The sequence below is a fragment of the Pseudomonas sp. PSE14 genome (assembly GCF_029203285.1).
GTDB lineage: Bacteria > Pseudomonadota > Gammaproteobacteria > Pseudomonadales > Pseudomonadaceae > Pseudomonas.
Genome location: NZ_CP115669.1, coordinates 4,252,590 through 4,274,363, shown reverse-complemented (window position 1 = coordinate 4,274,363; position 21,774 = coordinate 4,252,590). Strand labels below are relative to the sequence as shown.

The following is a 21,774-nucleotide window of genomic DNA, read 5'->3' as shown; positions in this document are numbered from 1 at the left end:
GTCCATCATCTGAATGAATGATGAACCCGCCGAATCAGCGCTGGCCCAGGCGTACCAGCAGGCTCACCAGTTCGGCCTGTCGGCTGGTATGGGTCTTGCGGAACAGCGCGCGCAGTTGGCTGCGCACGGTATTGATGGAGGTGCCCAGGTACTCGCCGCATTGCTCCGGTGACAGCCCGCGCACCAGCAGGTCACCCAGGCGCTGCTCGGCCGGGGTGAGGCCGAACAGTTCGCTGAGCAGGCGGCTCTGGCGCTGCGGGTCGAGCAGGGCGAGCAGGGCCAGTGGGCGCTGGAAGTTCTGGTTGAAGCCTGCCTCGGCCGGCACCGGAGTGACCAGCAGCTCCAGCGCGCTGCCATCGCTCAGCGGCAGCCAACCCGCTTTTCCCTTGCCCTGGCGCGGCGCGGCGTAGCGCACCAGCGCTTGCAGGCGGGCATTGTGCTGGCGGCAGTGCAGGCGACCGAAGACTTCGTAGAACGCCGCTTTGGCCTGCCCCAGTTGTCGCTGCGCGGCCAGGTTGGCGTAGAGCACCCGCGTGTCGCCATCGAGCAGCCAGAGCGGCGTGGGGTGCTGGTCCAGCAGCAGGTCGCGCTTGGCCAGTTCCTGGCGCATGTCGCCGATCCGCTCGAACATCCGCGCCGCGCGAATCAGGTGCTGGCTCAGGCGATTCAGCAGGGCCTGCTCGTCCGAGGTGGGGTAGCGCGCGCCGACACTGGTCAGCACCGACAGGTAGATGCCGGCACTGGCCTGTTCGTTGAGCTTCAGGCACGACACGTTGAGCATGTCGTTGGGCAATTGGAATTCCTGATAGTAGGGATCACGGCGAATGCGCTCCGGGCCGTACTCTTCCAGGTCGTGGTACCAGTTGCCCACGGGGCGGTGGAGCATGAAGCCCTTGGATGGGTCGATGTTGCAGTAGTCGCGGTTGTACAACTCGATGGCGCCGGGATCGCACAGGTTGATCTCGCTGGCCAGGGCGCCGTCCTGGGTCTGGTCCCAGAACAGCAGGGCACCCTGCTGGCGGCCGGTGGCGTCGATCAGGCCGGAGAGCAAGGGCAGCCAGGCGCTCTCGTCGAGCACGCATTCATAGGAAAGCCCCACCAACTGGTCGTAAAGCACCTCCATATCCCGACTTTGCATGGGGCCTCTCCGGGCTTGCAGATTGCACGAATGGCTGATGTATGGCTCATCGCCGCTATTCGCGCAAGGTGCCGGAATGGCGTGTCATGGCTGGCCGCTGGTCGGGCGAGGGGTTCCCGACAAATGGCCGAAGCGGGCCGGAGAAGGCATCGTGCTATCAGTGTTTCGCCAGGATTACGCTTCGTCAGCCGACCAAGAGCCCTGCAATGCGGTTTGAGGATTTTCCGTGATCGGCTATGAGTAAAGGGTAGTAATGCAGAAATTCCCTTCGGCGGCGCGAGCCAGAACCGCCCAGTGTGGCTTGCCAGGGATAAGAAGAAGGAAGTCGAAGCACATTATGGATGCCTTGGGGCTTGTGCCGAACCGTCGAAGAACCCGGCTACTCCGGCTGATATGGCCGTTCATGGCCGTGGTACTGCTGCAGGCGCTGATTGCCGCCGGCAGCCTGTACATTCTTTCCGGCGTGCGGGCCTACGTGGGGGGCGAAAGCCTCTGGTCCAAGGGGCAGAAGGATGCTATCCACTACCTGCAGCGCTATGGCCAGACCCGTGACCCGGAAGACTACCGCCGCTACCAGGCCGCCATCGCCATTCCGCTGGGCGACCGCACTTTCCGCGCGGCCCTCGACCAGGACCCGCCGGATATCGAGCAGGCGCGGCGCGGCGCGCTGGACGGCGGCAATCACCCGGATGACGTCAACAGCCTGATCTGGCTGTACCGCTACTTCCACGAATACAGCTTCTTCGACGAGGCGGTGAAACGCTGGATCGTCGGTGACGCCTACCTCGACCAGCTCCTGCAAGTGGCCGACGAGATGCACGGCAGCATCCGCGCCGGCACCGTCAACCCCGGCGACCTGAGTTACTGGAACAGCCGCATCCAGGGCATCAACGATGGCGTGACGCCAGCAGCGATGGCCTTCTCAGCCGCCCTGGGCAAGGGGTCGCGGATGCTGATGTGGGTGCTGCTGGTGGTCAACTGCCTGGCGGGGCTGGCGCTGATCCTCCTGGCAATCTGGCGCACCCTCAAGCTGGTGCGCCAGCAGCGGGTCTACGAAAGCGCGCTGGACACCGAAAAGGAACGGGCCCAGACCACCCTGGCGGCGATTGGCGATGGCGTGGTGACCCTCGATGCCCAGGAATGCATCGCCTATTTCAACCCGGCCGCCGAGCGCTTGATCGGCTGGGACAGCGCCATGGCAGTCGGCCTGCCACTGCGTTCGCTGCTGCGGGTATTCGACGAGGCTGACGAGAAGGAGGGCCTGCCGCTGGTGGGGCAGATCCTGCGTGGCGAGGTGGACGGCGGCAGCGAGTCGAGCAAGCTGATCCAGCGCCTGGACGGCACTCGCGTGGCGGTGACGCTGGTGGGCACGCCGATCCACGCCGACGGGCGGGTGGTCGGCGTGGTGCTGGTGATGCACGACATGACCCGCGAGCGCCAGTACATGGCCAGCCTGTCGTGGCAGGCCACCCACGATGCGCTGACCGGCCTGACCAATCGCCGAGAGTTCGAATTCCGCCTGAAGCAGGCGATGGAGAGCTCGGTGCATCTGGATGAGCGTCACGCGCTGATGTACCTGGACCTGGACCAGTTCAAGCTGGTCAACGACACCTGCGGCCACGCCGCCGGCGATGAGCTGTTGCGCCAGGTGTGCTCGGTGCTGCAGCAGTGCCTGCGCGACGGCGACACATTGGCGCGGCTGGGCGGAGACGAGTTCGGCATTCTCTTGGAGAACTGCCCGCCGGAAATGGCCGAGCAGATCGGCGAGCGCATCCGCCTGACCGTCCAGGGGCTGCATTTCATCTGGGAGACCCGCCCCTTCAACATCACCGTCAGCATCGGCGTGGTGCATGTGTCGTCGATGCTGGTGTCCGTGGAGGAGGCGCTGCGCTGCGCCGACATGGCCTGCTACATGGCCAAGGAGAAGGGCCGCAACCGCGCCCAGGTGTTCCGCCCCGACGATACCGAGCTGTCTACCCGGGTGGGGGAGATGGCGTGGGTGCAGCGCATTCGCCTGGCGCTGGACGAGGAGCGTTTCTGTCTCTACGCGCAGCCGATCTTCCCGGTTGATCCGCACGCGGAGGAGGGCGCCCATGTCGAGCTGCTGCTGCGCCTGAACGACGAGTGCGGCCGGCTGGTGGCGCCGATCAACTTCATCCCCGCCGCCGAACGCTACGGGCTGATGCCGGACATCGACCGCTGGGTGGTCGAGAGCGCCTTCAAAACCCTGGCCGCCCGCGCGCTGGAAGGGGACTACGAGCCGATCCATACCTGCGCCATCAACCTGTCCGGGGCGACCATCGGCGACGACACCTTCCTCGACTTCCTGCGCGACCTGCAGCCGCGCTACGGCATCGCCCCTGCGAGCATCTGCTTCGAGGTCACCGAAACCAGCGCGATCGCCAACCTGGTCAACGCCACGCGTTTCATCCAGGAGCTCAAGGCCCTGGGCTACCGCTTCTCCCTCGACGACTTCTGCGCCGGCATGTCCTCCTTCGTCTACCTCAAGCACCTGCCGGTGGACTACCTGAAGATCGACGGCAGCTTCATCAAGGACATGCTCGACGACCCCATCGACCGGGCCATGGTCCAGGTGATCAACCAGATCGGCCACGTCATGGGCAAGCGCACGGTGGCGGAGTTCGTCGAATCGCTGGAAATCCTCGAAGTCCTGCGTGAAATTGGAGTCGACTATGCTCAAGGCTATGGCCTGGCCCGGCCGCAACCATTCAACCGCAGCTTCCTGCGCGAGGCGGAAATGGCGACCGCTGGGGCGAACACAACCTCCGGACGGTGACGACGGGGGCGCGGAGGGTTAATCTGAGGCCAGTTTTACCGGTGCTTGCATGGATTGACCGGCAACGGAGCCTTGGATGAACGAAACCTTTGTTCGTAGTGGGCCGCTCAAGGAGCTTTCCAGTTACCCCCTCTGGGCCCAGCGCCTGGTGCAGGACTGCGAGGGCAGTCGCCTGGCGGTGGTCGGCCACCACTTCTATGCGCGTATGCGCGACGGCCAGCTCAGCCGCCAGACCCTGCGTGCCTTCCTCATCGGCGGCTGGCCGGTGGTGGAGCAGTTCCCCCTGTACATGTCGCAGAACCTGCTTAAGACCCGCTTCGGCCGCAGCCCCGGTGAGGACATGGCGAGGCGCTGGCTGATGCGCAACATCCGCGTCGAACTCAACCACGCCGACTACTGGCTGCGTTGGGCCGAGAGCTACGGCGTGACCCTGGCCGAGCTCAAGACCCAACTGGTACCGGGCGAACTGCATGCCCTCAGCCACTGGTGCTGGCACACCTGCTCCAGCGATGAGCTGGCGCTGGCCATGGCGGCCACCAACTACGCCATCGAAGGCGTTACCGGCGAGTGGTCGGCGCTGGTGTGCTCCACCGACACCTACGAGCGCACCCTGCCGGCGGGCTGCCGCAAGGACGCCATGCGCTGGCTGAGGATTCACGCCCGCTACGATGACGATCATCCGTGGGAGGCGCTGGATATCATCTGCACCCTCTACGGCCCGCAACTCTCGGTGCCGCGTTGCCTGGCCCTGCGCGAGTCGATCTGCAAGAGCTATGGCTACATGCGCATGTTCCTCGACCATTGTATGGCGCTGGAGCAGGTGCAGAGCGGCTCGCGGCGGCGGTCGATACAGGCGGCGGGGTAGGTTGGGCGCGGGGAGGCTTTGACGCGCTTCCCGTCCTTTGGCGTCGGTCGACTACGCGGCTCCATGCGATTGCGTCCCGGAATGGGGCCGAGTTCTATTGCTTGACCGCTGGGACCAGCAGGTTTGAGGGTTGGCCGGCTTTGGTTGGCCGAGTCAGGACGGTGGCGGCAAGCAGTGGGATGGATCGGCACAGGGGCTCTTGTCTACCGCGCCAGATCACTCAAGGCACCAGAATGATCTTCTCGCTGCTGCCCTCATTGATTTCCCGATAGCGCTGCACCCCCTCGCTCAGTGGCACCTCGCGCAGGCCGCCGGGCAGCGGCAGCTTGCCGTCGTCGAACCATTGGCCGAACTCGCGCAGCATCCTGGCGCAGGCCTCCGGGCCGTAGAGCAGCGAGTTGACCCCGACCACCGTGCCGCCGCGACGGTACAGTGCCAGGGCTGGCAGGTGCACGTGCCCGTCCACCGGTGCGGCGATGATGGCGATGCGGCCGAAGGTGGCCAGCGCGGCGACGGCGGCGGGCAGCCAGAAACCGGTGGTATCGAAGATCACCTCGGCGCCGCCGGGGAAGTGCTCTTCCACCTGCGCGGGCAGCGCGTCCGCGGAGCCCAGCAGGATGTTCCGGACACCTTGCGCCTGCAGCTCCGCCTGCGATTCGGTGCGGCGCACCGCGCCCAGGACCTCGGCGCCACGGGCCTTGGCCAGGGCGATGGCCGCCGCACCAACGGCGCCGGAGCCGATCACCAGCAGACGCGTGCCGGCGCCCACCTGGCTGCGCTCCAGTGCGTCCCAGGCGGTGGTGTAGGGCACGCCGCAGCTGGCGGCCTGGGCGAAGCTCATGCGCTCGGGCATCAGTGCCACGCCACCGGCCGGCACGCTCATCAACTGCGCATGGCTGCCGTTGCGGGTGAAGCCCAGGCCCTTGCCGGTGCCCCAGACGGGCTTGCCTAGCAGCTCGGCCGGGCCCTTCACCACGGTGCCGGCGAAGTCGCGGCCCGGCACACGCGGCAGGGTGGTGTAGGGGAAGCGGCCCAATACGTTCTTCACGTCGCTGGGGTTGAGGCCGGCGGCGTGGACTTCCACCAGTACCTCGTCGGCGGCGGGCACCGGGTCGGGCAGTTCGGTGAAGCTCAGGGCGGCGAGGTCGCCGGTACGGTCGAATTGCAGGGCTTTCATGGCACGAGTCCGTAACAGTGAGAGGAAGGTCGAGTCAGTGCAGCCAGCGGTTGAGCAGCGGCAGGGCGTTCTCGCCAATCTGCATGCCCAGCAGGCCGACCAGCGCCACCAGCGGTGGCGCCGGCGAGCGGAAATCGAGGAAGTGGTAGGCCAAGCCGACGGCGAGGCCGATGGCCAGGGAGATCAGGTAGCTCATGGTGTCCTCCGCGCGAGGCTCGGCGGTTGATGGGGATGAGTGAAGTCTAGGGCGGGGGATCGGCTGGCGCCGGTCATCGGCTTCGGAATATCGGACAGATGTGTGATGGGGGATTGGATGGCTGGCGGAGCTACTTTTCGTAGGAGCGGACTTTGTCCGCGATAGGTTCTGCAGCGGGGCTGATCGCGGACGGAGTCCGCTCCTGCGAAAAGCCGGGCGCGTGGCGCGTCAGAACGGCGCGGGGGACTCGAAACGCAGGCGCTCGCCGGTCTGCGGGTGGGTCAGGCAGAGCATGCTCGCGTGCAGGCACAGGCGGTCGCGCAGGGTGAGGGCTTCACCCTCGGCATACAGGCGGTCGCCCAGCAGCGGGTGGCCGATGCTGAGCATGTGCACGCGCAACTGGTGCGAACGGCCGGTGATCGGCGTCAGCTCGACGCGGCTCCAGTTGCCGTGGCGCTCCATGACGCGCCAGAAGGTCAGCGCATGGCGGCCCTGCTCGAAGTCCACCACGTGGCGCGGCTTGGTCGGCGGGTCGTAACGCAGCGGCGCCTCGATGCGGCCGCTGTCCAGTTCCGGCTCGCCCCAGCACAGCGCGGTGTAGGCCTTCTCGGTCTCGCGGTCGTGGAACTGCCGGGACAGCTCGCGGTGGCTGTCGGCGTCGCGGGCCAGGACGATCAGGCCGGAGGTTTCCCAGTCCAGGCGATGGACGATGCGCGCTTCCGGGTAACCGTTCTCCTGCAGGCGGGTGATCAGGCAGTCCTTGTTGTCGTCCGCACGGCCGGGCACGGAGAGCAGCAGGGTGGGCTTGTTCACCACCAGCAGGGCGGCGTCCTCATGGACGAATTCGATCTGGGACAGCGGCATGGAAGCTCTTGCGTGGATTAAGGGAGATAGAAACGACTGCGGCGGCCGAAGCCGCCGCAGGTTCACCACCGCCGGATCAACGTTCCGGCAGGGTGATGTTGAGTTCCAGGATCGAACAGCTGCCCTGGTTGGCCAGCTCGACCTGGACTTGTTCCTGGTCGATGGGCACGTATTTGCGGATCACTTCCAGCAGATCTTTCTGCAGCTGCGGGAGGTAGTCCGGTTGCGAACGGTTGCCGCGCTCATGGGCGACGATGATCTGGAGTCTTTCTTTCGCGATGGAAGCGCTGGAGGGCTGCTTCCGGCTGCGGAAGAAATCTAAAAGGCTCATTCACGTCCTCCGAACAGTCGTTGCAGGAATCCTTTCTTCTGCACGTCGAGGAACCGATGGGGCATTTCTTTGCCCAGCAGTCGCTCGACGGCGTCGCTGTACGCTTGGCCGGCATCGCTTTCTTCGTCGAGGATGACCGGTACGCCCTGGTTCGATGCCTTGAGCACCGCCTGGGATTCCGGGATCACGCCGAGCAGACGGATGGCCAGGATTTCCTCGACGTCCTCGACGCCGAGCATTTCGCCCTTGGTGACGCGCTCGGGGTTGTAGCGGGTCAGCAGCAGGTGTTCCTTGATCGGCTCCTCGCCCTTCTCGGCGCGGGCGGACTTGCTGGCCAGCAGGCCCAGCATGCGGTCGGAGTCGCGGACCGAGGAGACTTCCGGGTTGGTCACGACGATCGCCTCGTCGGCGTAGTACATGGCCAGGTGGGCGCCTTTCTCGATGCCCGCCGGGGAGTCGCAGATGATGTAGTCGAAGGACTGCTTGAGCTCTTCCATCACCTTGCCGACGCCTTCCTGGGTGAGGGCGTCCTTGTCGCGGGTCTGGCTGGCGGCCAGCACGTACAGGTTCTCGAGGCGCTTGTCCTTGATCAGGGCCTGGGTGAGGGTGGCTTCGCCGTTGATGACGTTGACGAAGTCGTACACCACGCGGCGTTCGCAGCCCATGATCAGGTCGAGGTTACGCAGGCCCACGTCGAAGTCGACGATGACGGTCTTGTGGCCGCGCAGGGCCAGGCCGGTGCCGATGGCTGCGCTGGAAGTGGTTTTACCGACGCCACCCTTACCGGAAGTGACTACGAGGATCTTGGCCAAGGTGATTCACCCCAAAGAAAAAACGAAGAATTCTGGTCCCTGAAAGTCGCGGCAGTATCCGTTAAAGGCGGGTGATGTTCAACACGTCACCCGACAGGCTGACGTGCACCGCCTGCCCCCATTGCGGACTGCGTCGAAGGTCTTCGGCGACCTTGTAATTACCAGCGATGGACACGAGTTCCGCGGCCAGTTGCTGGCAGAAGATCCGTGCGCTGGTGTCACCCTTGACACCGGCCAGGGCACGACCGCGCATCGGACCGTAAACATGGATATTGCCGTCGGCGAGAAGTTCCGCACCGGGGCTGACGGGGGCCAGCACGATCAGGTCGCCGCCGGCTGCATAGATCTGTACGCCGCCACGCACCGGAGTGGTGACCAGTTTGGTCGGCCTGACGACCGGTGCCGGCGGTTCGGCCGGTTTCTCCGGCGCGGCGTCCTTTTCCGGTTCCTGGGCCGCGGTCGGTTTTTCCGCCTGGGTTTCGGCCGGGACTGCCTCGGCAGGTTTTTCCGTCTGGGCAGTGGCGCTGTCGGCGGCCTGTTCTACGACCTTCTCGGACAGGCGCTCGCCGCGCGGACGGCGCACCGGGGTGGCGCCGGTCAGCGGGGTGACCGAGTCCTTCGGCTCGACGATGCGCTCGCGGGACGAGCCGGATGGCGGCAGCACGGGGATGTCGAACATGGTCGCCAGGCGGATGTCTTCCTCGCGGCTGGCGCGGATGGCCAGGGTGCGCAGGCCGTGGCGGCGGCAGATGTCCAGCACGCCCTGCAGGTCGAGCTGTCCCTCGCCGTCGGGCAGCTTGTCCAGCGCCAGCACCAGTGGGGTGTCACGGAAGAAGTTGGGCGCCTGGGCGACCTTGTCGGCGAGCTGGCGGTCCAGCCGCGGCAGGTCATTGTGGGCCAGTTCCAGAACGGTGACGGCCAGCATGCTGCCCTTGAGCTGGAATACGGGATCGTGGTCGAGAAGGTCAGCTTGGCTCATGGTCAGACTGCATCATTAAATGGGTTGGACTTATAGCGGACCGCCCCGGCAGCCGCAAGCGTGGCGCATAGCCAGGGCTCGAGGCAGGCGCGGCGCGCATCGGCAGGGTAGAATGTCCGGCTTTGATCGTGACCGGAAAGTTCCATGGACCGCCCCACCTTTCGCCGTGAGTTCCTCCATCCCCGCCACTGGCCGCTCTGGCTCGGCCTCGGCGTGCTCTGGCTGGTGGTGCAGCTGCCGTATCCGGCGCTGCTCTGGCTGGGGCGCGCACTTGGCGCGGTGATGTACCGCGTGGTCGGCAGCCGCCGGGCGATTGCCGCGCGCAACCTGGAGCTGTGCTTCCCGGAGCTGTCCGCCGCCGAGCGCAAGCGCCTCTTGAAGGAAAACTTCGCCTCCACCGGCATCGCCTTCTTCGAGATGGCCATGAGCTGGTGGTGGCCCAAGGCGCGCCTGGCGAAGCTGGCGCACATCGAGGGGCTGGAGCACCTGCGCAAGGCCGAGGCCGAAGGCAAGGGCGTGATCCTCATGGCCATGCACTTCACCACCCTGGAGATCGGCGCGGCGCTGCTCGGCCAGGTACAGACCATCGACGGCATGTACCGCGAGCACGACAACCCGGTGTTCGACTTCGTCCAGCGCGCCGGCCGCGAGCGGCACAACGCCGACGCCACCGCCATCGAGCGCGAGGACGTGCGCGCCATGCTCAAGGTGCTGCGCGCCGGCCGGGCCATCTGGTACGCACCGGACCAGGACTACGGCATCAAGCAGAGCATCTTCGTGCCGCTGTTCGGCATCCAGGCCGCCACCGTTACGGCCACCACCAAGTTCGCCCGCCTGGGCCGCGCGCAGGTGTGTCCCTTCACCCAGTCGCGCCTGGCCGACGGTTCCGGCTATCGCCTGACGATCCATCCGCCGCTGGAGAATTTCCCCGGCGAGACCGAGGAGGCCGATTGCCTGCGCGTCAACCAGTGGGTCGAGCAGGAAATCCGCCGCCAGCCCGAGCAGTACCTCTGGGCGCACCGCCGCTTCAAGAGCCGCCCCGAAGGCGAGCCCAAGCTTTACGCCAGGAAGAAGTAGATCCCGCCCGGCTAATCTGGATACGACGCGACAAGGATTTCAGCCGTGACTGACGCCGCCAGCCCATCGACTTCCCCTGCCGTGACCGGCCTGATCCTCTCCGGGGGCGGGGCGCGGGCGGCGTACCAGGTCGGCGTGCTGGCGGCGATCGCCGAGTTGCTGCCCGAAGGCGCCGAGAATCCCTTTCCCGTGATCGTCGGTACCTCGGCGGGGGCGATCAATGCCGTTGGGCTGGCCTGCGGGGCGCTGTCTTTCCCGACGGCGGTGCAGCGGCTCACCCAGGTCTGGAAGGGCTTTCGCACCGGCCAGGTGTACCGCGCCGACTGGTCGGGCGTGATCGGCCAGGCCTTCAAGTTCCTCGGCCACAGCCTGCTCGGGCTGGGCAAGCGCCAGCCGGTGGCACTGTTGGACAGCACGCCATTGCGCTACCTGCTGGAACGCGAGCTGGACTTCTCCGGCATCGCCGCCGCCGTGCGCCGGCGCAACCTGCGCGCGGTGGCGGTCACCGCGTTCGGCTACGAATCCGGCCAGGCGGTGACCTTCTACCAGGGCCGCGCCACCATCGATCCCTGGCTGCGCCATCGGCGCGTGGGGGTACCGACGCGCCTTTGCCTGGAACACCTGCTGGCCAGCTCGGCGATTCCGCTGCTGTTCGCGCCGGTGAAGGTGCATCGCGAGTACTTCGGCGATGGCGCGGTGCGCCAGCAGGCGCCGATCAGTCCGGCGCTGCACCTGGGCGCCAATCGCGTGCTGGTGATCGGGGTGAGCGGCAACCCGACCATGGGCAGCGCCAACGACGCCGTGGCCAATTACCGTACCGGCCAGCCGCCGAGCCTGGCGCAGGTGGGCATCCATCTGCTCAACAGCACCTTCATCGACAGCCTGGAAGGCGATATCGAGCTGCTGCACCGGATCAACTTCCTCAGCTCCATGGTGCCGGAGGGCAAGCGCCGTGCGGCGTTGGGGCTGCAACCGGTCGATGTGCTGCTGATCTCGCCGAGCCGGCCGCTGGATGAAATCGCCGCCGAGTACCGCCACGAGTTGCCACGGGCGCTGCGCCTGTTCCTGCGCGGGCCGGGGGCGACCAAGGCGAGCGGGGCAGGGGTGCTGAGCTACCTGCTGTTCGAGCCGGGTTACTGCAATGCGCTGATCGAACTGGGGTATCGCGATGCCATGGAAAAGCGCACGGAGATCGCGCGTTTCCTGGGGATGGAGGAGTGGTCCCTGTAGGCGCGGACTTCGTCCGCGATTGAGGCCGCATCGGGGCTGTTCGCGGACGGAGTCCGCTCCTACGAGAGCTTGTCCGGGGAGGTGAGCCGTATAACGTTCGACGTTATACGGCGTTTGACCTGACGATCCGGGGGTATCGGCGTACAACCGCGAACGGTTGTACGCCCTACGGGTTGCTCTGGTCCCACAGGGGAAACATCAGACCGCCAGCACGCCGTCGCGGTAATCGCGCAGGGCCTGCTCGATCTCTTCGCGGCTGTTCATCACGAAGGGACCGTACTGCACGATCGGCTCGTTGAGCGGCTTGCCGGCCAGCAGCAGGACGCGTGCGCCGTTGTCGCTGGAGAGCTGGATCTCATCGCCCTGGCCGAGCCGCACCAGGCGGTTGGTGGCCACGGTTTCGTCGCCGCGTTCGCCCGGTACCGTCAGCGAACCTTCGTAGACGTACAGCATTACCCGGTGTCCCGCCGGAATGCGCGGGCTGACCGAGGCACCCGCCGGCAGCCGCAGGTCGTAGTAGTGCGGCTCGGTGCCGGGGCGCTGCACGGCGCCATCCAGCGCGGTTTCGCCATCGTCGAAGCGGCCGGCGATCACGGTGACGCCGACGCCTTGCACGGTGGTGGTGCGCGGCACGTCTTCCGGCTCGATATCGCGGTAGCCGGCCGGGGACAGCTTGTCCTTCGCCGGCAGGTTCAGCCACAGCTGGAAGCCGCGCATGGCACCTTCTTCCTGTTCGGGCATCTCGCTGTGGATGATGCCGTGGGCGGCGGTCATCCACTGCACGCCGCCGGGCTTGAGCAGGCCGCGGTTGCCCAGGTGGTCTTCATGGCGCATACGCCCTTCGAGCATGTAGGTGACGGTCTCGAAGCCACGGTGCGGATGGGCCGGGAAGCCGGCGATGTAGTCGTCGGGATTCTGCGTGTCGAACTGGTCGAGCATCAGGAACGGGTCGAAGCGCTCGATGCCGGGGCCGCCGATCACGCGGGTCAGGCGCACGCCGGCGCCGTCGGAGGCGGGGTGGCCGATGTGTTGGTCGATCAGGGTACGCAAGCGGGTCATGGGAACCTCCTTGATCAGTGAATGGGGCCATCCTAGTCCCAAACGATGAATCAATGGTTGCGAGTTTTTCGCCAAAACAATCGAATAAATAGATTCGTTGGTCGAAAAAGAAGCCGCCGCGAAAGGGCGGCGGCTTCGGGTCACTCCTGGATCTGCAGCTTGCGTGCTTCGTTGTAGACGTAGCGCAGCTTTTCGTACTCGAACGGGGAGTTGGTCTGGCCGTAGCGGAAGCTGTTGCTGTAGCGCTTGTCGATGACTTCCAGCACCGGCAGTTCCCAGTACTCGCTGCCGAGACTGGAGACATTGAGGTAGTTCACCTCGCGGGCCGCCACGAAGTCGGTCACCAGGCCGCCGGTGTCGCGCACATTGGAGGGGCCGAGTATCGGCAGTACCAGGTAAGGGCCCGCTGGCACGCCCCAGTAGCCCAGGGTCTGGCCGAAGTCCTCGCTGACCTTTGGCAGGCCCATGGCGGTGGCCGGGTCCCACAGGCCGGCGACACCGAAGATGGTGTTGAACAGCAGCCGCGCGGTGCTGTTCGCCGCCCGTTCGGGTCTGAGCTGGCCGATGTTGTTGAGCAGCGTCGTCACTTCGCCCAGGTTGCTGAAGAAGTTGCTCACGCCGGTACGGACAAAGCGCGGGGTGACGTATTCGTAGCCGTGGACGACGGGCAGGAACACCCATTGGTCGAAGCGGTAGTTGAAGTGGTACACACGGCGGTTCCACGACTCCCACGGGTCATAGACGTTGAGGGCGTCCAGGGTGGCGCGTTCGAATTCGCGCTGGTCCAGGCCGGGGTTGAACTTCAGCGCGTCCATCGGGTGCTTGAAGCCGTCGGCCTCGGGCTGCTCGGAGAAGCTGTCGTTGCTGCTGGGATTGGATGTCGAAGTGGTGTCGGCCTGTGCCAGGCCGCAGCACAGCGCCAGGCCGAAAATCCAGGAAGAGCGGAGTCGCATGGATCAGTTCCCTGTCTGTGCGGTTGCCAGGCCGGGGGCCTGCGCATCCTGTCCTTTGAAGAACGCCAGCATGTCCTGCGCGTTCACGCGGTAGTTGAGGTTGCCGCAGTGGCCGCCGAGCGGGTAGAGCGTCAGGCGGTCGCCAAAGGTGCGGCGCAGGAAGCCGATATCGCCCGGGCCGAGGATGACGTCGTCGGCGTTGTGCATCACGGCGACCTTCGGGCTGTCGTGCAGGTAGTCCTGCAAGGCGTAGAGGCTCACCTGCTGGATCATCTGCGGCAGGCTGTTGCCCTTGCCGTGGGCGCGCCAGACCGGGATCAGCTGGTCGGTCAGGTAGCATTCGAAGTCACATTGCATGGCGCGCTTGAAGAAGGGCTCGAGGCTTGTGCCTTCCTTGATCGGGTAGTTCGGCGGGGTGATCAGGCCACGGCGGTTGATCAGGTCGGAGGTAAAAGCCATGTCGGCGGCCGAGAAGCGGAACACCGTCCCGATCAGCATGGCCATTTCCTCGTTGGAGAGGTGCTGCCTGGACTGCTGCAGTTCGTAGACGAAGGCATCGTTGAGGTCGATGTAGCCCTTCTGCTTGAAGTAGCGCGACAGCTTGCTCAGCACCACCTGGTAGAAGGTCTTGGAGTCGTTGATGCCCTTGACCCGGGTCTGCACCATCTTGTCCAGGTTGCTGACCGAGGTGTAGAGGTTCACCGGCGGGTTGAGCAGCAGTACGCGCTTGAAGTTGAAGCTGCGGCGGGTTTCGTCGAGCTGGCTGACGAAGGCGGCGTGCAGGGCGCCGAGGCTGTAGCCGGTGAGGTAGTACTCGCTGATCGGCAGGTCCGGATGCTGGGCGCGCACGGCCTGCATCACCCGGTAGAGGTCGTCGGCATCGGTGGGGGTGTAGCCGGGCGTGGCGGACTGCGAGGCCCCGGCCATGAAGTCCCAGCTGGTCGGCGAGGAAATCTGCACCACGTGGTAGCCGGCACTGTAGAACAGGCGCTTGAGGTATTCCGGGGTGCTGCTGAAGTAGGGCGCGCCGGTGCCGGCGATGATGAACACCAGCGGCGCCTCATGGTCCTGCCGGGCCAGGCGGTAGTGCAGCTTCTTCACCGCCCAGAAGTTTTCCGGCAACTGGTGCTCGCGCTCCGGCCGCAGCTTCAGGGCGTAGTCGGACTGGCTGATGTCTTCGATATCGGGCAGCTGCGGACGAAGGTCCGGTGGTGTCGTGGCGATGGTGGCCTCGAACGGGTTGGTCAGCGGATAGCCGTAGCCGGCCTCATCGACATCGCGGCTGAACGCCGGCCCGGCGAGCCCCAGGGCGAGGCAGCCGAGCAGGACGGCCGCGCGTGAAAGACAGTTCATGGTGAGGGAGTCCTTTCGGAAAGAAGCCAACTCTAGGGAGACCGGCAAGTATGACCAGCGGATTGCCTACAAGTGCTACCGCGGCCTCACGCCTTGTGGGCCAGCTCACGCAGGGCGTCGCCGGTCAGGCGGTAGACCGTCCATTCATCCTGCGGACGGGCGCCCAGGCTGCGGTAGAAGCCGATGGCGGGCTCGTTCCAGTCCAGCACGGACCATTCCAGGCGTCCGCAGCCACGCTCCACAGCCAGTCGCGCCAGTTCCGTGAGCAGCGCCTTGCCCAGTCCGGCACCACGGGCGGCGGGGCGTACGAACAGGTCTTCCAGGTAGATGCCCGGCTGGCTGAGCCAGGTGGAGTAGTTGTGGAAGAACAGCGCGAAGCCCTGCGGCTGGCCGTCCACCTCGCCGATCAGCACTTCGGCGTAGGGGCGCGGGCCGAACAGGTGGTCGTGCATGCGCTGGGCGTCGGCCTTGACCTCATGGACCAGGCGTTCGTAGTCGGCGAGTTCGGTGATCAGCTCGATGATCAGCGGGATGTCGTCGGGGACGGCAGGGCGGAGCGTGACGCGCGGCATGGGAGCTACCTTGATGAGGGGACGCCCGAGAATGCCCCGTGGCCGGCGTCCCTGGCAACTGCCCGATGCGACGGCGCTACAGGCGCTCCAGGCTCTCCACCCAGATCAGCTCGCAGGCCCCGGCGCCAGTGTCTTCGCGCGTCAGGGAACTGACCCAACGCCAGCCGTCGTCGCCTTCCACCCGCACCAGTTTGCCGGAGAGGCGGATGCGCTCGCCCTTGTCGACCTGCGCCAGGGCGCGGGCCACGCTGTCGTTGGCGGGGATCATGTGCATGTTGGCGCTGTGGGTCTCGATGTCCCGGCGCGGGATCGGCATGGTGTCAGCGTGCCAGTGGTACCAGCGGTTGCCCTGGGTGATGCGGATGCCGGCGAGGACGTTCGGATCGGCCATCGGCCCCCAGCCCAGGGCGAGGTCGGTGGGGGAAAGCTCGGCCTCGCGGCCCAGGCGGTAGTCCTCGCGGCCCAGCACCACGGCTTCGAGATTGAAGTCCTGCAGCGGATAGATCGAATAGCGTTCCACCCGGAAGCCGCCGTCGGCCAGGATGTTGCCCTGCTGTGGCGGTGCGTGGGGCCGCTCGCCGGGCCACAGCCACCAGAAGCTGATGATGACGCAGACCAGCAGGAACAGGTTCGATCGCTTCATCGCAGGCTCCGCTGCCGCAGGCAATGTGAGTAGACGCAGCGCCTCTTGCATCGGCCATTGCGCTGGTTATGCTGGGCGCCGTTTTCGCCCCGGAGAGGCGCCATGCCCCGTCGATTGCCCGTCATCCTGCTGTTGCTCGTCCTGTTGCTGTGGCTGGCCGCCAGCTATGGCGTGCGTTTCGGGCTGATGGAGGATAGCCGTTGGGTCGGGCTGTGTGCCGAGTCGGCCAGCCGCTGGGAGTGCGTTGCTCGCGCGCAGCTGGGCCTGCTGATTCATTTCGGCGTGTTCGGCACCGTGGCACTGGGGCTTTCGGCGCTGGCTTTCCTGGTCCCCGGTCGTAGCGGCTGGTGGCTGGCGGCGCTGGGGATGTTCGCCGCGCTGCCGGCGCTGGTGCTGTACAACGCCAGCCTCGCGGTGTTCGCCGTGGTGCTCGCCGGGCTGCGCCTGGTGCGCGCGCGGCGGTCCTGATTCAACTGGCGCTTGCCGGCACGCCGCTCGCCAGCGGCAGGGGCTGCTGCAGACCGCGCCAGAGCGCTCCGAGCAGCAGCAGGCTGACCGCCGCCCAACCCAGCGCCTGCAGGTTGCTCAGGCCTTCCAGCAGCAGTTGCGCTGGCAGGCCGAGGGCGATGAACAGGATCAGCAGCAGGCTTTCGCGGCGCGGCGCGTTCACCGGCCGGCACAGGTAGACCAGCGCCGGGAACAGCAAGGCGACGCTGGGGAAGCTGCGGTAGCGGGCGTCGAACACCAGGCCCAGCATCAGCACCGCGCCAGCGAAGCCGGCCGCCGCCAGCCAGAGTCCTGCGCGTTTCTCCAGCCAGTCGAAGGCCGTAGCGCGCCAGCCCTGGCGTGCTGACAGGGTCAGGCTGAGGTGCGCCAGCACCAGCAGGTTCAGCCCGATCAGGAAGGCCGCCCACAGCCATTCGTCCCAGGACCGGCTGGTCACCACCGCCAGCTCTGCCCACAAACCGATGCAGGCGCCACCCAGTGCGGCGCCCAGAGGCAACAACAGCGCCGCGCGGGACGAGGCCGGGCGACCGCCCAGCAGCAGGCCGCCGGCCAGGACCAGCCCTGACAGCCCCAGCCACGCAGGCCAGCCCGGCAGGTTGCTGACGGGCCCTGCGAGCACGCCTTTCTCCTCGCGGTCGGCGCTGAACAGGCCCCAATAGCCGCCCACCGCGCCTTCGCTCTGGCGCTTCCAGGGTTGGTCGAACGCCTCGATCAGGTTGTAGTGCCAGCCGCGCTCCTCGGCCATGTGCACGAAGCCGCGGATGAAGCGCGCCTCGTTGACCCGGCTGGGCAGGGCGGTTTCGCGCTGGCGGCCTTCGCTGGGCCAGCCGGTCTCGCCGATCAGGATGTCCTTGGGTGCGAATTCGCGGCCGAAGTCTTCACGTATCTTCGCCACATGGGCGAGGGCGTCGTCGATGCCGCTGGGGTTGTCTTCCCAGTAGGGCAGCAGGTGGATGGTGACGAAGTCCACCGCCGGGGCGATTTCCGGGTGGCGGTGCCAGAACTCCCAGACATCGGCGTAGGTCACCGGCTGGTGTACCTGCGACTTCACCTGGCGGATCAACCCGGCGAGGTAGGTGGCGGTGACTTCCTTGCGCAGCAGGGTCTCGTTGCCGACGATCACTGCCTGGACCACGTCCGGGTACTCGTTGGCGGCCCTGATCAGCGCGGTCACCTCACTCTGGGTATCGATCGGATTGGCGTTCACCCAGGCACCGAGCATCAGCTTCAGGCCGTGCTTGCGAGCCAGCGCGGGGATGCCCTCCAGGCCGGTCATCGAGTAGGTGCGCACGCAATTGAAGCGTGTTGCCAGCAGGGCGAGGTCGGTGTCCATCTGTTCCGGGCGCAGGACGAAGGGCTTGTCGAAGGGCGACTGGTCCTTGGCGAAGGGGCTGTAGGACGCGCATTGCAGCTTGTGCGTAGGCGTCGCCGCATCGGGCAGGTTCACCGGTTTGCCCAGGCCGTACCAGAGCCCGCACAGGGCGGCCAGAGCAAACAGCAGAGCGAGGCAATAGGGGAGGAGCGGAAAGCGCGAAGACTGTGGCATGAGGGCACGCGAACCGTGGCGAGGCGCGCATCTTAGCAACGCCGCCGGCTGGCGTCAGCGCCCCCGGCGTGCACTCAGGCGTGGCGGTGCAGCCAGTTGTGCGTCGGTACGGCGTCGCCCGGCTGGCCCTGCTCGATTCGCTTCCAGAGCTTCTCGTGGAAGTGGAAGCCCACGGCGTTGCACAGCGGCTCGACGACCGCCAGCAGCCCACCCACGGTGATGCTGCCGGTCAGGGCATAGGCCACGCTGAAGGCGATGGTGAAGTGCATCAGGGTGAAGGTGACGGTCTTGAGCATGGCGGTTTCTCCGAGTTGAGAACTGTTCTCCGTTGAGAAAAGACTATCGCGGGGGAAGCCTGGTGGGTAATCGAGCCTCTGTATGGTGGTGATAGGAGCCCTGTTGTCGTGGAGGGAATGGCGCGGTCGTGGATGGAAGGATTCTGTCGCGGATCGGATCGTTGCGTGTCGTTCTCAGAGCAGTCCCCCCGCCGCTCGCGCAGATGATGGAGGGGCGGCCAAGACCGCGAATTGCGCCGGGTTCGCCCGGACGCTCCGACAAAAAATACGGGGAGAAAACCATGCGAATGATGCGACGCCTGATGGGCCTGGGCGCAGGGCTGGTGCTGTCGGCGGCTGCGGGGCTGGCCGGTGCGGCGGCCAAGCCGGAAGTCACTCTGGGATACGTGGACGGCTGGTCGGACAGCGTGGCGACCACGCACGTGGCCGCCGAGATCATGCGCGAGAAGCTCGGCTACCAGGTCAAGCTGATGCCGGTCGCGGCCGGGATCATGTGGCAGGGCGTAGCGCGCGGCAAACTCGACGCCATGCTCTCGGCCTGGCTGCCGGTCACCCACGGCGCCTACTACGACAAGATGAAGGACAAGGTGGTCAACCTGGGCGTGAACTACCCGGGTGCGAAGATCGGCCTGATCGTGCCTGAGTACGTGAAAGCCAACAGCATCGAGGACCTCAAGGCGCAGAAGGCCGATTTCGACGGCCGTATCGTCGGCATCGACGCCGGCGCCGGGGTGATGCTCAAGACCGATCAGGCAATCAAGGACTACGGCCTGGACTACAAACTGGTGGCCAGCTCCGGCAGCGGCATGATCGCCGAGCTGACCCGCGCGGAGAACGACAAGAAAGCCGTGGCGGTGACCGGCTGGATTCCGCACTGGATGTTCGCCAAGTGGAAGCTGAAGTTCCTCGAAGATCCGAAGAAGGTCTACGGCGAGGAAGAGCACGTCGACAGCGTCGCCAACCCGGCACTGGAGAAGAAGGCGCCGGAAGTCTGGGCCTTCCTGAAGAAATTCCAGTGGAAGGACGGCCAGGAAATCGGCGAAGTCATGCTCGCCGTGCAGAACGGCGAGAAGCCGGACGTGGCCGCCAAGAAGTGGGTGGAAGCGCATCCGGATCGCGTGAAAGAGTGGCTGTAAGCGCTTAGATCGCACCGCGCTCGATACAGGGAAATCCCTCGCGAAGCCAAGTCTTCGCGGGGGATTTTTTTATTGCGCAGCGTCTATTCCGGGCTTGTTCGCAAAAACCTCGGGAAAGCTGCGACCCCCGCTACGACTAAAGTCGTCTGGAGCGCTTGCACCGTAGTCCTAAAGTGGAGATCGACGACATCCGCGTCATCCCCGCTGTGAGGACAAGAACAAAATGAACGACAGCATCTACCAGCGGATTGATACCAATCCGCGCTTCAAAGAATTGGTGGCCAAGCGCGAGCGATTCGCCTGGCTGCTCTCCCTGGTCATGTTGGGCCTGTACGTGGTCTTCATCCTGCTGATCGCCTTCCAGCCGCAACTGCTCGGCACGAAGGTCAGCGCCGATTCGTCCGTCACCTGGGGCATTCCCATGGGCGTCGGGCTGATCCTCTCGGCCTTCGTGCTCACCGGTATCTACGTGCGCCGTGCCAACGGTGAATTCGACCGCCTGAACCAGGAAATCCTCAAGGAGGCCCAGCAATGAAAGGCCGAATCGCCGCGGCCCTCGCTCTGGCCGCCCTTGTTCCCGCATTCTGGGCTCCCGCACTCTGGGCTGACGCCCTCACCGGCGAGGTGCAGCGCCAGCCGCTGAACGTCTCCGCCATCGTCATGTTCGTTGCCTTCGTCGGCCTGACCCTGTGCATCACCTACTGGGCCTCCAAGCGCAGCAAGTCCGCCGCCGATTTCTATACCGCCGGCGGCAGCATCACCGGTCTGCAGAACGGCCTGGCCATCGCCGGCGACTATATGTCCGCCGCGTCCTTCCTCGGCATTTCCGCGCTGGTGTTCACCTCGGGCTATGACGGCCTGATCTACTCCATCGGCTTCCTGGTCGGTTGGCCGATCATCCTCTTCCTGATCGCCGAACGCCTGCGCAACCTGGGCAAGTACACCTTCGCCGACGTGGCCTCCTACCGCCTCAAGCAGAAGGACATCCGCACCCTGTCCGCCTGCGGTTCGCTGGTGGTGGTGGCCTTCTACCTGATCGCGCAGATGGTCGGCGCCGGCAAGCTGATCGAGCTGCTGTTCGGCCTGAACTACCACGTCGCGGTGGTCCTGGTCGGTATCCTGATGGTCATGTACGTGCTGTTCGGCGGCATGCTCGCCACTACCTGGGTGCAGATCATCAAGGCCGTGCTGCTGCTCTCGGGCGCCTCCTTCATGGCGATCATGGTGCTCAAGCACGTCAACTTCGACATCAGCACCCTGTTCTCCGAAGCCATCAAGGTCCACCCGAAGGGCGAGTCGATCATGAGCCCCGGCGGCCTGGTGAAGGACCCGATCTCCGCGTTCTCCCTGGGCTTCGCGCTGATGTTCGGTACCGCCGGCCTGCCGCACATCCTGATGCGCTTCTTCACCGTCAGTGACGCCAAGGAAGCCCGCAAGAGCGTGTTCTTCGCCACCGGCTTCATCGGTTACTTCTACATCCTGACCTTCATCATCGGCTTCGGCGCGATCCTGCTGGTCAGCACCAACCCGGACTTCAAGGACGCCACCGGTGCCCTGCTGGGCGGCAACAATATGGCCGCCGTGCACCTGGCCAACGCCGTGGGCGGCAGCCTGTTCCTGGGCTTCATCTCCGCCGTGGCCTTCGCCACCATCCTCGCGGTGGTAGCCGGCCTGACCCTGGCCGGCGCCTCGGCCGTGTCCCACGACCTGTACGCCAGCGTGCTCAAGGGCGGCAAGGCCAACGAGAAGGATGAACTGCGCGTATCGAAGATCACCACCGTCTGCCTCGGCGTGGTCGCGATCATCCTCGGCATCCTGTTCGAGAAGCAGAACATCGCCTTCATGGTCGGCCTGGCCTTCTCCATCGCCGCCAGCTGCAACTTCCCGGTGCTGCTGCTCTCCATGTACTGGAAGAAGCTGACCACTCGCGGTGCCAAGATCGGCGGCTGGATGGGCCTGATCACCGCAGTGGTGCTGATGATCCTCGGCCCGACCATCTGGGTGCAGATCCTCGGCCACGAGAAGCCCATCTACCCGTTCGAATACCCGGCGCTGTTCTCCATGGCCGTGGCCTTCATCGGTATCTGGTTCTTCTCCATCACCGACAAGTCGACTGCGGCCGACGAAGAGCGCGCGCGCTTCTTCCCGCAGTTCATCCGCTCCCAGACCGGCCTGGGTGCCAGTGGCGCCGTCGCCCACTGATCGCCTGAGCTGACCTGCCGGGGCCGGGGGTGGAAACACCT

General features: G+C 65.8%; 22 protein-coding genes. 8 read left to right on the top strand and 14 right to left on the bottom strand.

Annotated features, from left to right (window positions below; genetic code table 11):
• Nucleotides 1-34 precede the first annotated feature (34 nt).
• Nucleotides 35-1,138, bottom strand: a complete 1,104-nt coding sequence (locus tag O6P39_RS19565; RefSeq protein ID WP_275608104.1) for a PAS domain-containing protein — start codon at nucleotides 1,136-1,138, stop codon at nucleotides 35-37.
• A gap of 403 nt (nucleotides 1,139-1,541) precedes the next feature.
• Here O6P39_RS19565 and O6P39_RS19560 point away from each other — a divergent pair, with 403 nt between their 5' ends.
• Both O6P39_RS19560 and O6P39_RS19555 read left to right on the top strand, forming a co-directional pair.
• The gene (locus tag O6P39_RS19560) at nucleotides 1,542-3,935 is read left to right on the top strand and encodes an EAL domain-containing protein (RefSeq protein ID WP_275608103.1); all 2,394 of its coding nucleotides are present in this window, start codon (nucleotides 1,542-1,544) and stop codon (nucleotides 3,933-3,935) included.
• Between the two features lie 76 nt (nucleotides 3,936-4,011).
• A complete protein-coding gene (locus O6P39_RS19555) occupies nucleotides 4,012-4,800 on the top strand; it encodes an iron-containing redox enzyme family protein (RefSeq protein WP_275608102.1) in 789 nt (262 codons plus the stop codon).
• A gap of 220 nt (nucleotides 4,801-5,020) precedes the next feature.
• Here O6P39_RS19555 and O6P39_RS19550 read toward each other — a convergent pair whose 3' ends face one another.
• The 6 genes from O6P39_RS19550 to minC form a co-directional block, all read right to left on the bottom strand.
• Nucleotides 5,021-5,977, bottom strand: a complete 957-nt coding sequence (locus tag O6P39_RS19550; RefSeq protein WP_275608101.1) for a zinc-binding alcohol dehydrogenase family protein — start codon at nucleotides 5,975-5,977, stop codon at nucleotides 5,021-5,023.
• Between the two features lie 34 nt (nucleotides 5,978-6,011).
• Nucleotides 6,012-6,173, bottom strand: a complete 162-nt coding sequence (locus O6P39_RS19545) for a DUF1427 family protein (protein WP_015476413.1) — start codon at nucleotides 6,171-6,173, stop codon at nucleotides 6,012-6,014.
• A 228-nt stretch (nucleotides 6,174-6,401) separates the two neighbouring features.
• Nucleotides 6,402-7,037 carry an RluA family pseudouridine synthase gene (locus O6P39_RS19540; RefSeq protein WP_275608100.1) on the bottom strand — a complete coding sequence of 212 codons (636 nt, stop codon included), beginning with the start codon at nucleotides 7,035-7,037 and terminating at the stop codon, nucleotides 6,402-6,404.
• Between the two features lie 76 nt (nucleotides 7,038-7,113).
• Complete coding sequence (minE, locus tag O6P39_RS19535; RefSeq protein WP_207887941.1) at nucleotides 7,114-7,368, bottom strand: cell division topological specificity factor MinE; 255 nt, start codon at nucleotides 7,366-7,368, stop codon at nucleotides 7,114-7,116.
• Nucleotides 7,365-8,180 (bottom strand): septum site-determining protein MinD, encoded by an 816-nt coding sequence (gene minD, locus O6P39_RS19530; protein ID WP_275608099.1) that lies wholly within the window; start codon nucleotides 8,178-8,180, stop codon nucleotides 7,365-7,367. Before minD ends, minE begins: the two co-directional genes overlap by 4 nt.
• A gap of 61 nt (nucleotides 8,181-8,241) precedes the next feature.
• Nucleotides 8,242-9,159 (bottom strand): septum site-determining protein MinC, encoded by a 918-nt coding sequence (gene minC / locus O6P39_RS19525; protein ID WP_275608098.1) that lies wholly within the window; start codon nucleotides 9,157-9,159, stop codon nucleotides 8,242-8,244.
• Between the two features lie 144 nt (nucleotides 9,160-9,303).
• Here minC and O6P39_RS19520 point away from each other — a divergent pair, with 144 nt between their 5' ends.
• Both O6P39_RS19520 and O6P39_RS19515 read left to right on the top strand, forming a co-directional pair.
• Nucleotides 9,304-10,236, top strand: coding sequence for a lipid A biosynthesis lauroyl acyltransferase (locus O6P39_RS19520; protein WP_275608097.1), 933 nt, complete (start codon nucleotides 9,304-9,306; stop codon nucleotides 10,234-10,236).
• A 45-nt stretch (nucleotides 10,237-10,281) separates the two neighbouring features.
• Nucleotides 10,282-11,466, top strand: coding sequence for a patatin-like phospholipase family protein (locus O6P39_RS19515; protein WP_275608096.1), 1,185 nt, complete (start codon nucleotides 10,282-10,284; stop codon nucleotides 11,464-11,466).
• Between the two features lie 198 nt (nucleotides 11,467-11,664).
• Here O6P39_RS19515 and O6P39_RS19510 read toward each other — a convergent pair whose 3' ends face one another.
• The 5 genes from O6P39_RS19510 to O6P39_RS19490 all read right to left on the bottom strand — a co-directional run bounded on the left by O6P39_RS19510 (nucleotide 11,665) and on the right by O6P39_RS19490 (nucleotide 16,046).
• Nucleotides 11,665-12,525, bottom strand: coding sequence for a pirin family protein (locus O6P39_RS19510; protein ID WP_275608095.1), 861 nt, complete (start codon nucleotides 12,523-12,525; stop codon nucleotides 11,665-11,667).
• 140 nt (nucleotides 12,526-12,665) lie between these two features.
• Nucleotides 12,666-13,478, bottom strand: coding sequence for a VacJ family lipoprotein (locus O6P39_RS19505; RefSeq protein WP_275608094.1), 813 nt, complete (start codon nucleotides 13,476-13,478; stop codon nucleotides 12,666-12,668).
• 3 nt (nucleotides 13,479-13,481) lie between these two features.
• Nucleotides 13,482-14,831 carry a serine/threonine protein kinase gene (locus tag O6P39_RS19500; protein ID WP_275608093.1) on the bottom strand — a complete coding sequence of 450 codons (1,350 nt, stop codon included), beginning with the start codon at nucleotides 14,829-14,831 and terminating at the stop codon, nucleotides 13,482-13,484.
• Nucleotides 14,832-14,917: 86 nt separating this feature from the next.
• Complete coding sequence (locus tag O6P39_RS19495; protein WP_275608092.1) at nucleotides 14,918-15,403, bottom strand: GNAT family N-acetyltransferase; 486 nt, start codon at nucleotides 15,401-15,403, stop codon at nucleotides 14,918-14,920.
• A 76-nt stretch (nucleotides 15,404-15,479) separates the two neighbouring features.
• Nucleotides 15,480-16,046 carry a hypothetical protein gene (locus tag O6P39_RS19490; protein WP_275608091.1) on the bottom strand — a complete coding sequence of 189 codons (567 nt, stop codon included), beginning with the start codon at nucleotides 16,044-16,046 and terminating at the stop codon, nucleotides 15,480-15,482.
• 102 nt (nucleotides 16,047-16,148) lie between these two features.
• Between O6P39_RS19490 and O6P39_RS19485 the strand changes: the two genes are divergently transcribed.
• Complete coding sequence (locus O6P39_RS19485) at nucleotides 16,149-16,514, top strand: hypothetical protein (protein WP_275608090.1); 366 nt, start codon at nucleotides 16,149-16,151, stop codon at nucleotides 16,512-16,514.
• Nucleotide 16,515: 1 nt separating this feature from the next.
• Here O6P39_RS19485 and O6P39_RS19480 read toward each other — a convergent pair whose 3' ends face one another.
• Together O6P39_RS19480 and O6P39_RS19475 are read right to left on the bottom strand one after the other, a co-directional pair.
• A complete protein-coding gene (locus O6P39_RS19480) occupies nucleotides 16,516-18,099 on the bottom strand; it encodes a glycosyl hydrolase family 17 protein (RefSeq protein WP_275608089.1) in 1,584 nt (527 codons plus the stop codon).
• A 74-nt stretch (nucleotides 18,100-18,173) separates the two neighbouring features.
• Nucleotides 18,174-18,395, bottom strand: coding sequence for a DUF2061 domain-containing protein (locus O6P39_RS19475; RefSeq protein WP_275608088.1), 222 nt, complete (start codon nucleotides 18,393-18,395; stop codon nucleotides 18,174-18,176).
• 281 nt (nucleotides 18,396-18,676) lie between these two features.
• On the opposite strand from O6P39_RS19475, the gene O6P39_RS19470 reads away from it, so the two are divergent.
• The 3 genes from O6P39_RS19470 (at nucleotide 18,677) to O6P39_RS19460 (ending at nucleotide 21,733) form a co-directional block, all read left to right on the top strand.
• The gene (locus O6P39_RS19470) at nucleotides 18,677-19,531 is read left to right on the top strand and encodes a glycine betaine ABC transporter substrate-binding protein (protein ID WP_275608087.1); all 855 of its coding nucleotides are present in this window, start codon (nucleotides 18,677-18,679) and stop codon (nucleotides 19,529-19,531) included.
• 223 nt (nucleotides 19,532-19,754) lie between these two features.
• A complete protein-coding gene (locus tag O6P39_RS19465) occupies nucleotides 19,755-20,066 on the top strand; it encodes a DUF485 domain-containing protein (protein WP_275608086.1) in 312 nt (103 codons plus the stop codon).
• Nucleotides 20,063-21,733, top strand: a complete 1,671-nt coding sequence (locus O6P39_RS19460; RefSeq protein ID WP_275608085.1) for a cation acetate symporter — start codon at nucleotides 20,063-20,065, stop codon at nucleotides 21,731-21,733. The genes O6P39_RS19465 and O6P39_RS19460 overlap by 4 nt, the downstream gene beginning before the upstream one ends.
• The last annotated feature ends 41 nt before the right edge of the window (nucleotides 21,734-21,774 follow it).

What these genes read in the sequence shown, in the direction of transcription:
- O6P39_RS19495 (WP_275608092.1), bottom strand. Translation starts at nt 15,403, where the DNA reads ATGCCGCGCGTCACGCTCCGCCCTGCCGTCCCCGACGACATCCCGCTG.
- minC (WP_275608098.1), bottom strand. Translation starts at nt 9,159, where the DNA reads ATGAGCCAAGCTGACCTTCTCGACCACGATCCCGTATTCCAGCTCAAG.
- O6P39_RS19475 (WP_275608088.1), bottom strand. Translation starts at nt 18,395, where the DNA reads ATGCTCAAGACCGTCACCTTCACCCTGATGCACTTCACCATCGCCTTC.
- O6P39_RS19555 (WP_275608102.1), top strand. Translation starts at nt 4,012, where the DNA reads ATGAACGAAACCTTTGTTCGTAGTGGGCCGCTCAAGGAGCTTTCCAGT.
- O6P39_RS19500 (WP_275608093.1), bottom strand. Translation starts at nt 14,831, where the DNA reads ATGAACTGTCTTTCACGCGCGGCCGTCCTGCTCGGCTGCCTCGCCCTG.
- O6P39_RS19465 (WP_275608086.1), top strand. Translation starts at nt 19,755, where the DNA reads ATGAACGACAGCATCTACCAGCGGATTGATACCAATCCGCGCTTCAAA.
- O6P39_RS19490 (WP_275608091.1), bottom strand. Translation starts at nt 16,046, where the DNA reads ATGAAGCGATCGAACCTGTTCCTGCTGGTCTGCGTCATCATCAGCTTC.
- O6P39_RS19560 (WP_275608103.1), top strand. Translation starts at nt 1,542, where the DNA reads ATGGCCGTGGTACTGCTGCAGGCGCTGATTGCCGCCGGCAGCCTGTAC.
- minE (WP_207887941.1), bottom strand. Translation starts at nt 7,368, where the DNA reads ATGAGCCTTTTAGATTTCTTCCGCAGCCGGAAGCAGCCCTCCAGCGCT.
- O6P39_RS19550 (WP_275608101.1), bottom strand. Translation starts at nt 5,977, where the DNA reads ATGAAAGCCCTGCAATTCGACCGTACCGGCGACCTCGCCGCCCTGAGC.
- O6P39_RS19470 (WP_275608087.1), top strand. Translation starts at nt 18,677, where the DNA reads ATGCGAATGATGCGACGCCTGATGGGCCTGGGCGCAGGGCTGGTGCTG.
- O6P39_RS19505 (WP_275608094.1), bottom strand. Translation starts at nt 13,478, where the DNA reads ATGCGACTCCGCTCTTCCTGGATTTTCGGCCTGGCGCTGTGCTGCGGC.
- O6P39_RS19485 (WP_275608090.1), top strand. Translation starts at nt 16,149, where the DNA reads ATGCCCCGTCGATTGCCCGTCATCCTGCTGTTGCTCGTCCTGTTGCTG.
- O6P39_RS19565 (WP_275608104.1), bottom strand. Translation starts at nt 1,138, where the DNA reads ATGCAAAGTCGGGATATGGAGGTGCTTTACGACCAGTTGGTGGGGCTT.
- O6P39_RS19540 (WP_275608100.1), bottom strand. Translation starts at nt 7,037, where the DNA reads ATGCCGCTGTCCCAGATCGAATTCGTCCATGAGGACGCCGCCCTGCTG.
- O6P39_RS19480 (WP_275608089.1), bottom strand. Translation starts at nt 18,099, where the DNA reads ATGCCACAGTCTTCGCGCTTTCCGCTCCTCCCCTATTGCCTCGCTCTG.
- O6P39_RS19520 (WP_275608097.1), top strand. Translation starts at nt 9,304, where the DNA reads ATGGACCGCCCCACCTTTCGCCGTGAGTTCCTCCATCCCCGCCACTGG.
- O6P39_RS19510 (WP_275608095.1), bottom strand. Translation starts at nt 12,525, where the DNA reads ATGACCCGCTTGCGTACCCTGATCGACCAACACATCGGCCACCCCGCC.
- O6P39_RS19460 (WP_275608085.1), top strand. Translation starts at nt 20,063, where the DNA reads ATGAAAGGCCGAATCGCCGCGGCCCTCGCTCTGGCCGCCCTTGTTCCC.
- O6P39_RS19545 (WP_015476413.1), bottom strand. Translation starts at nt 6,173, where the DNA reads ATGAGCTACCTGATCTCCCTGGCCATCGGCCTCGCCGTCGGCTTGGCC.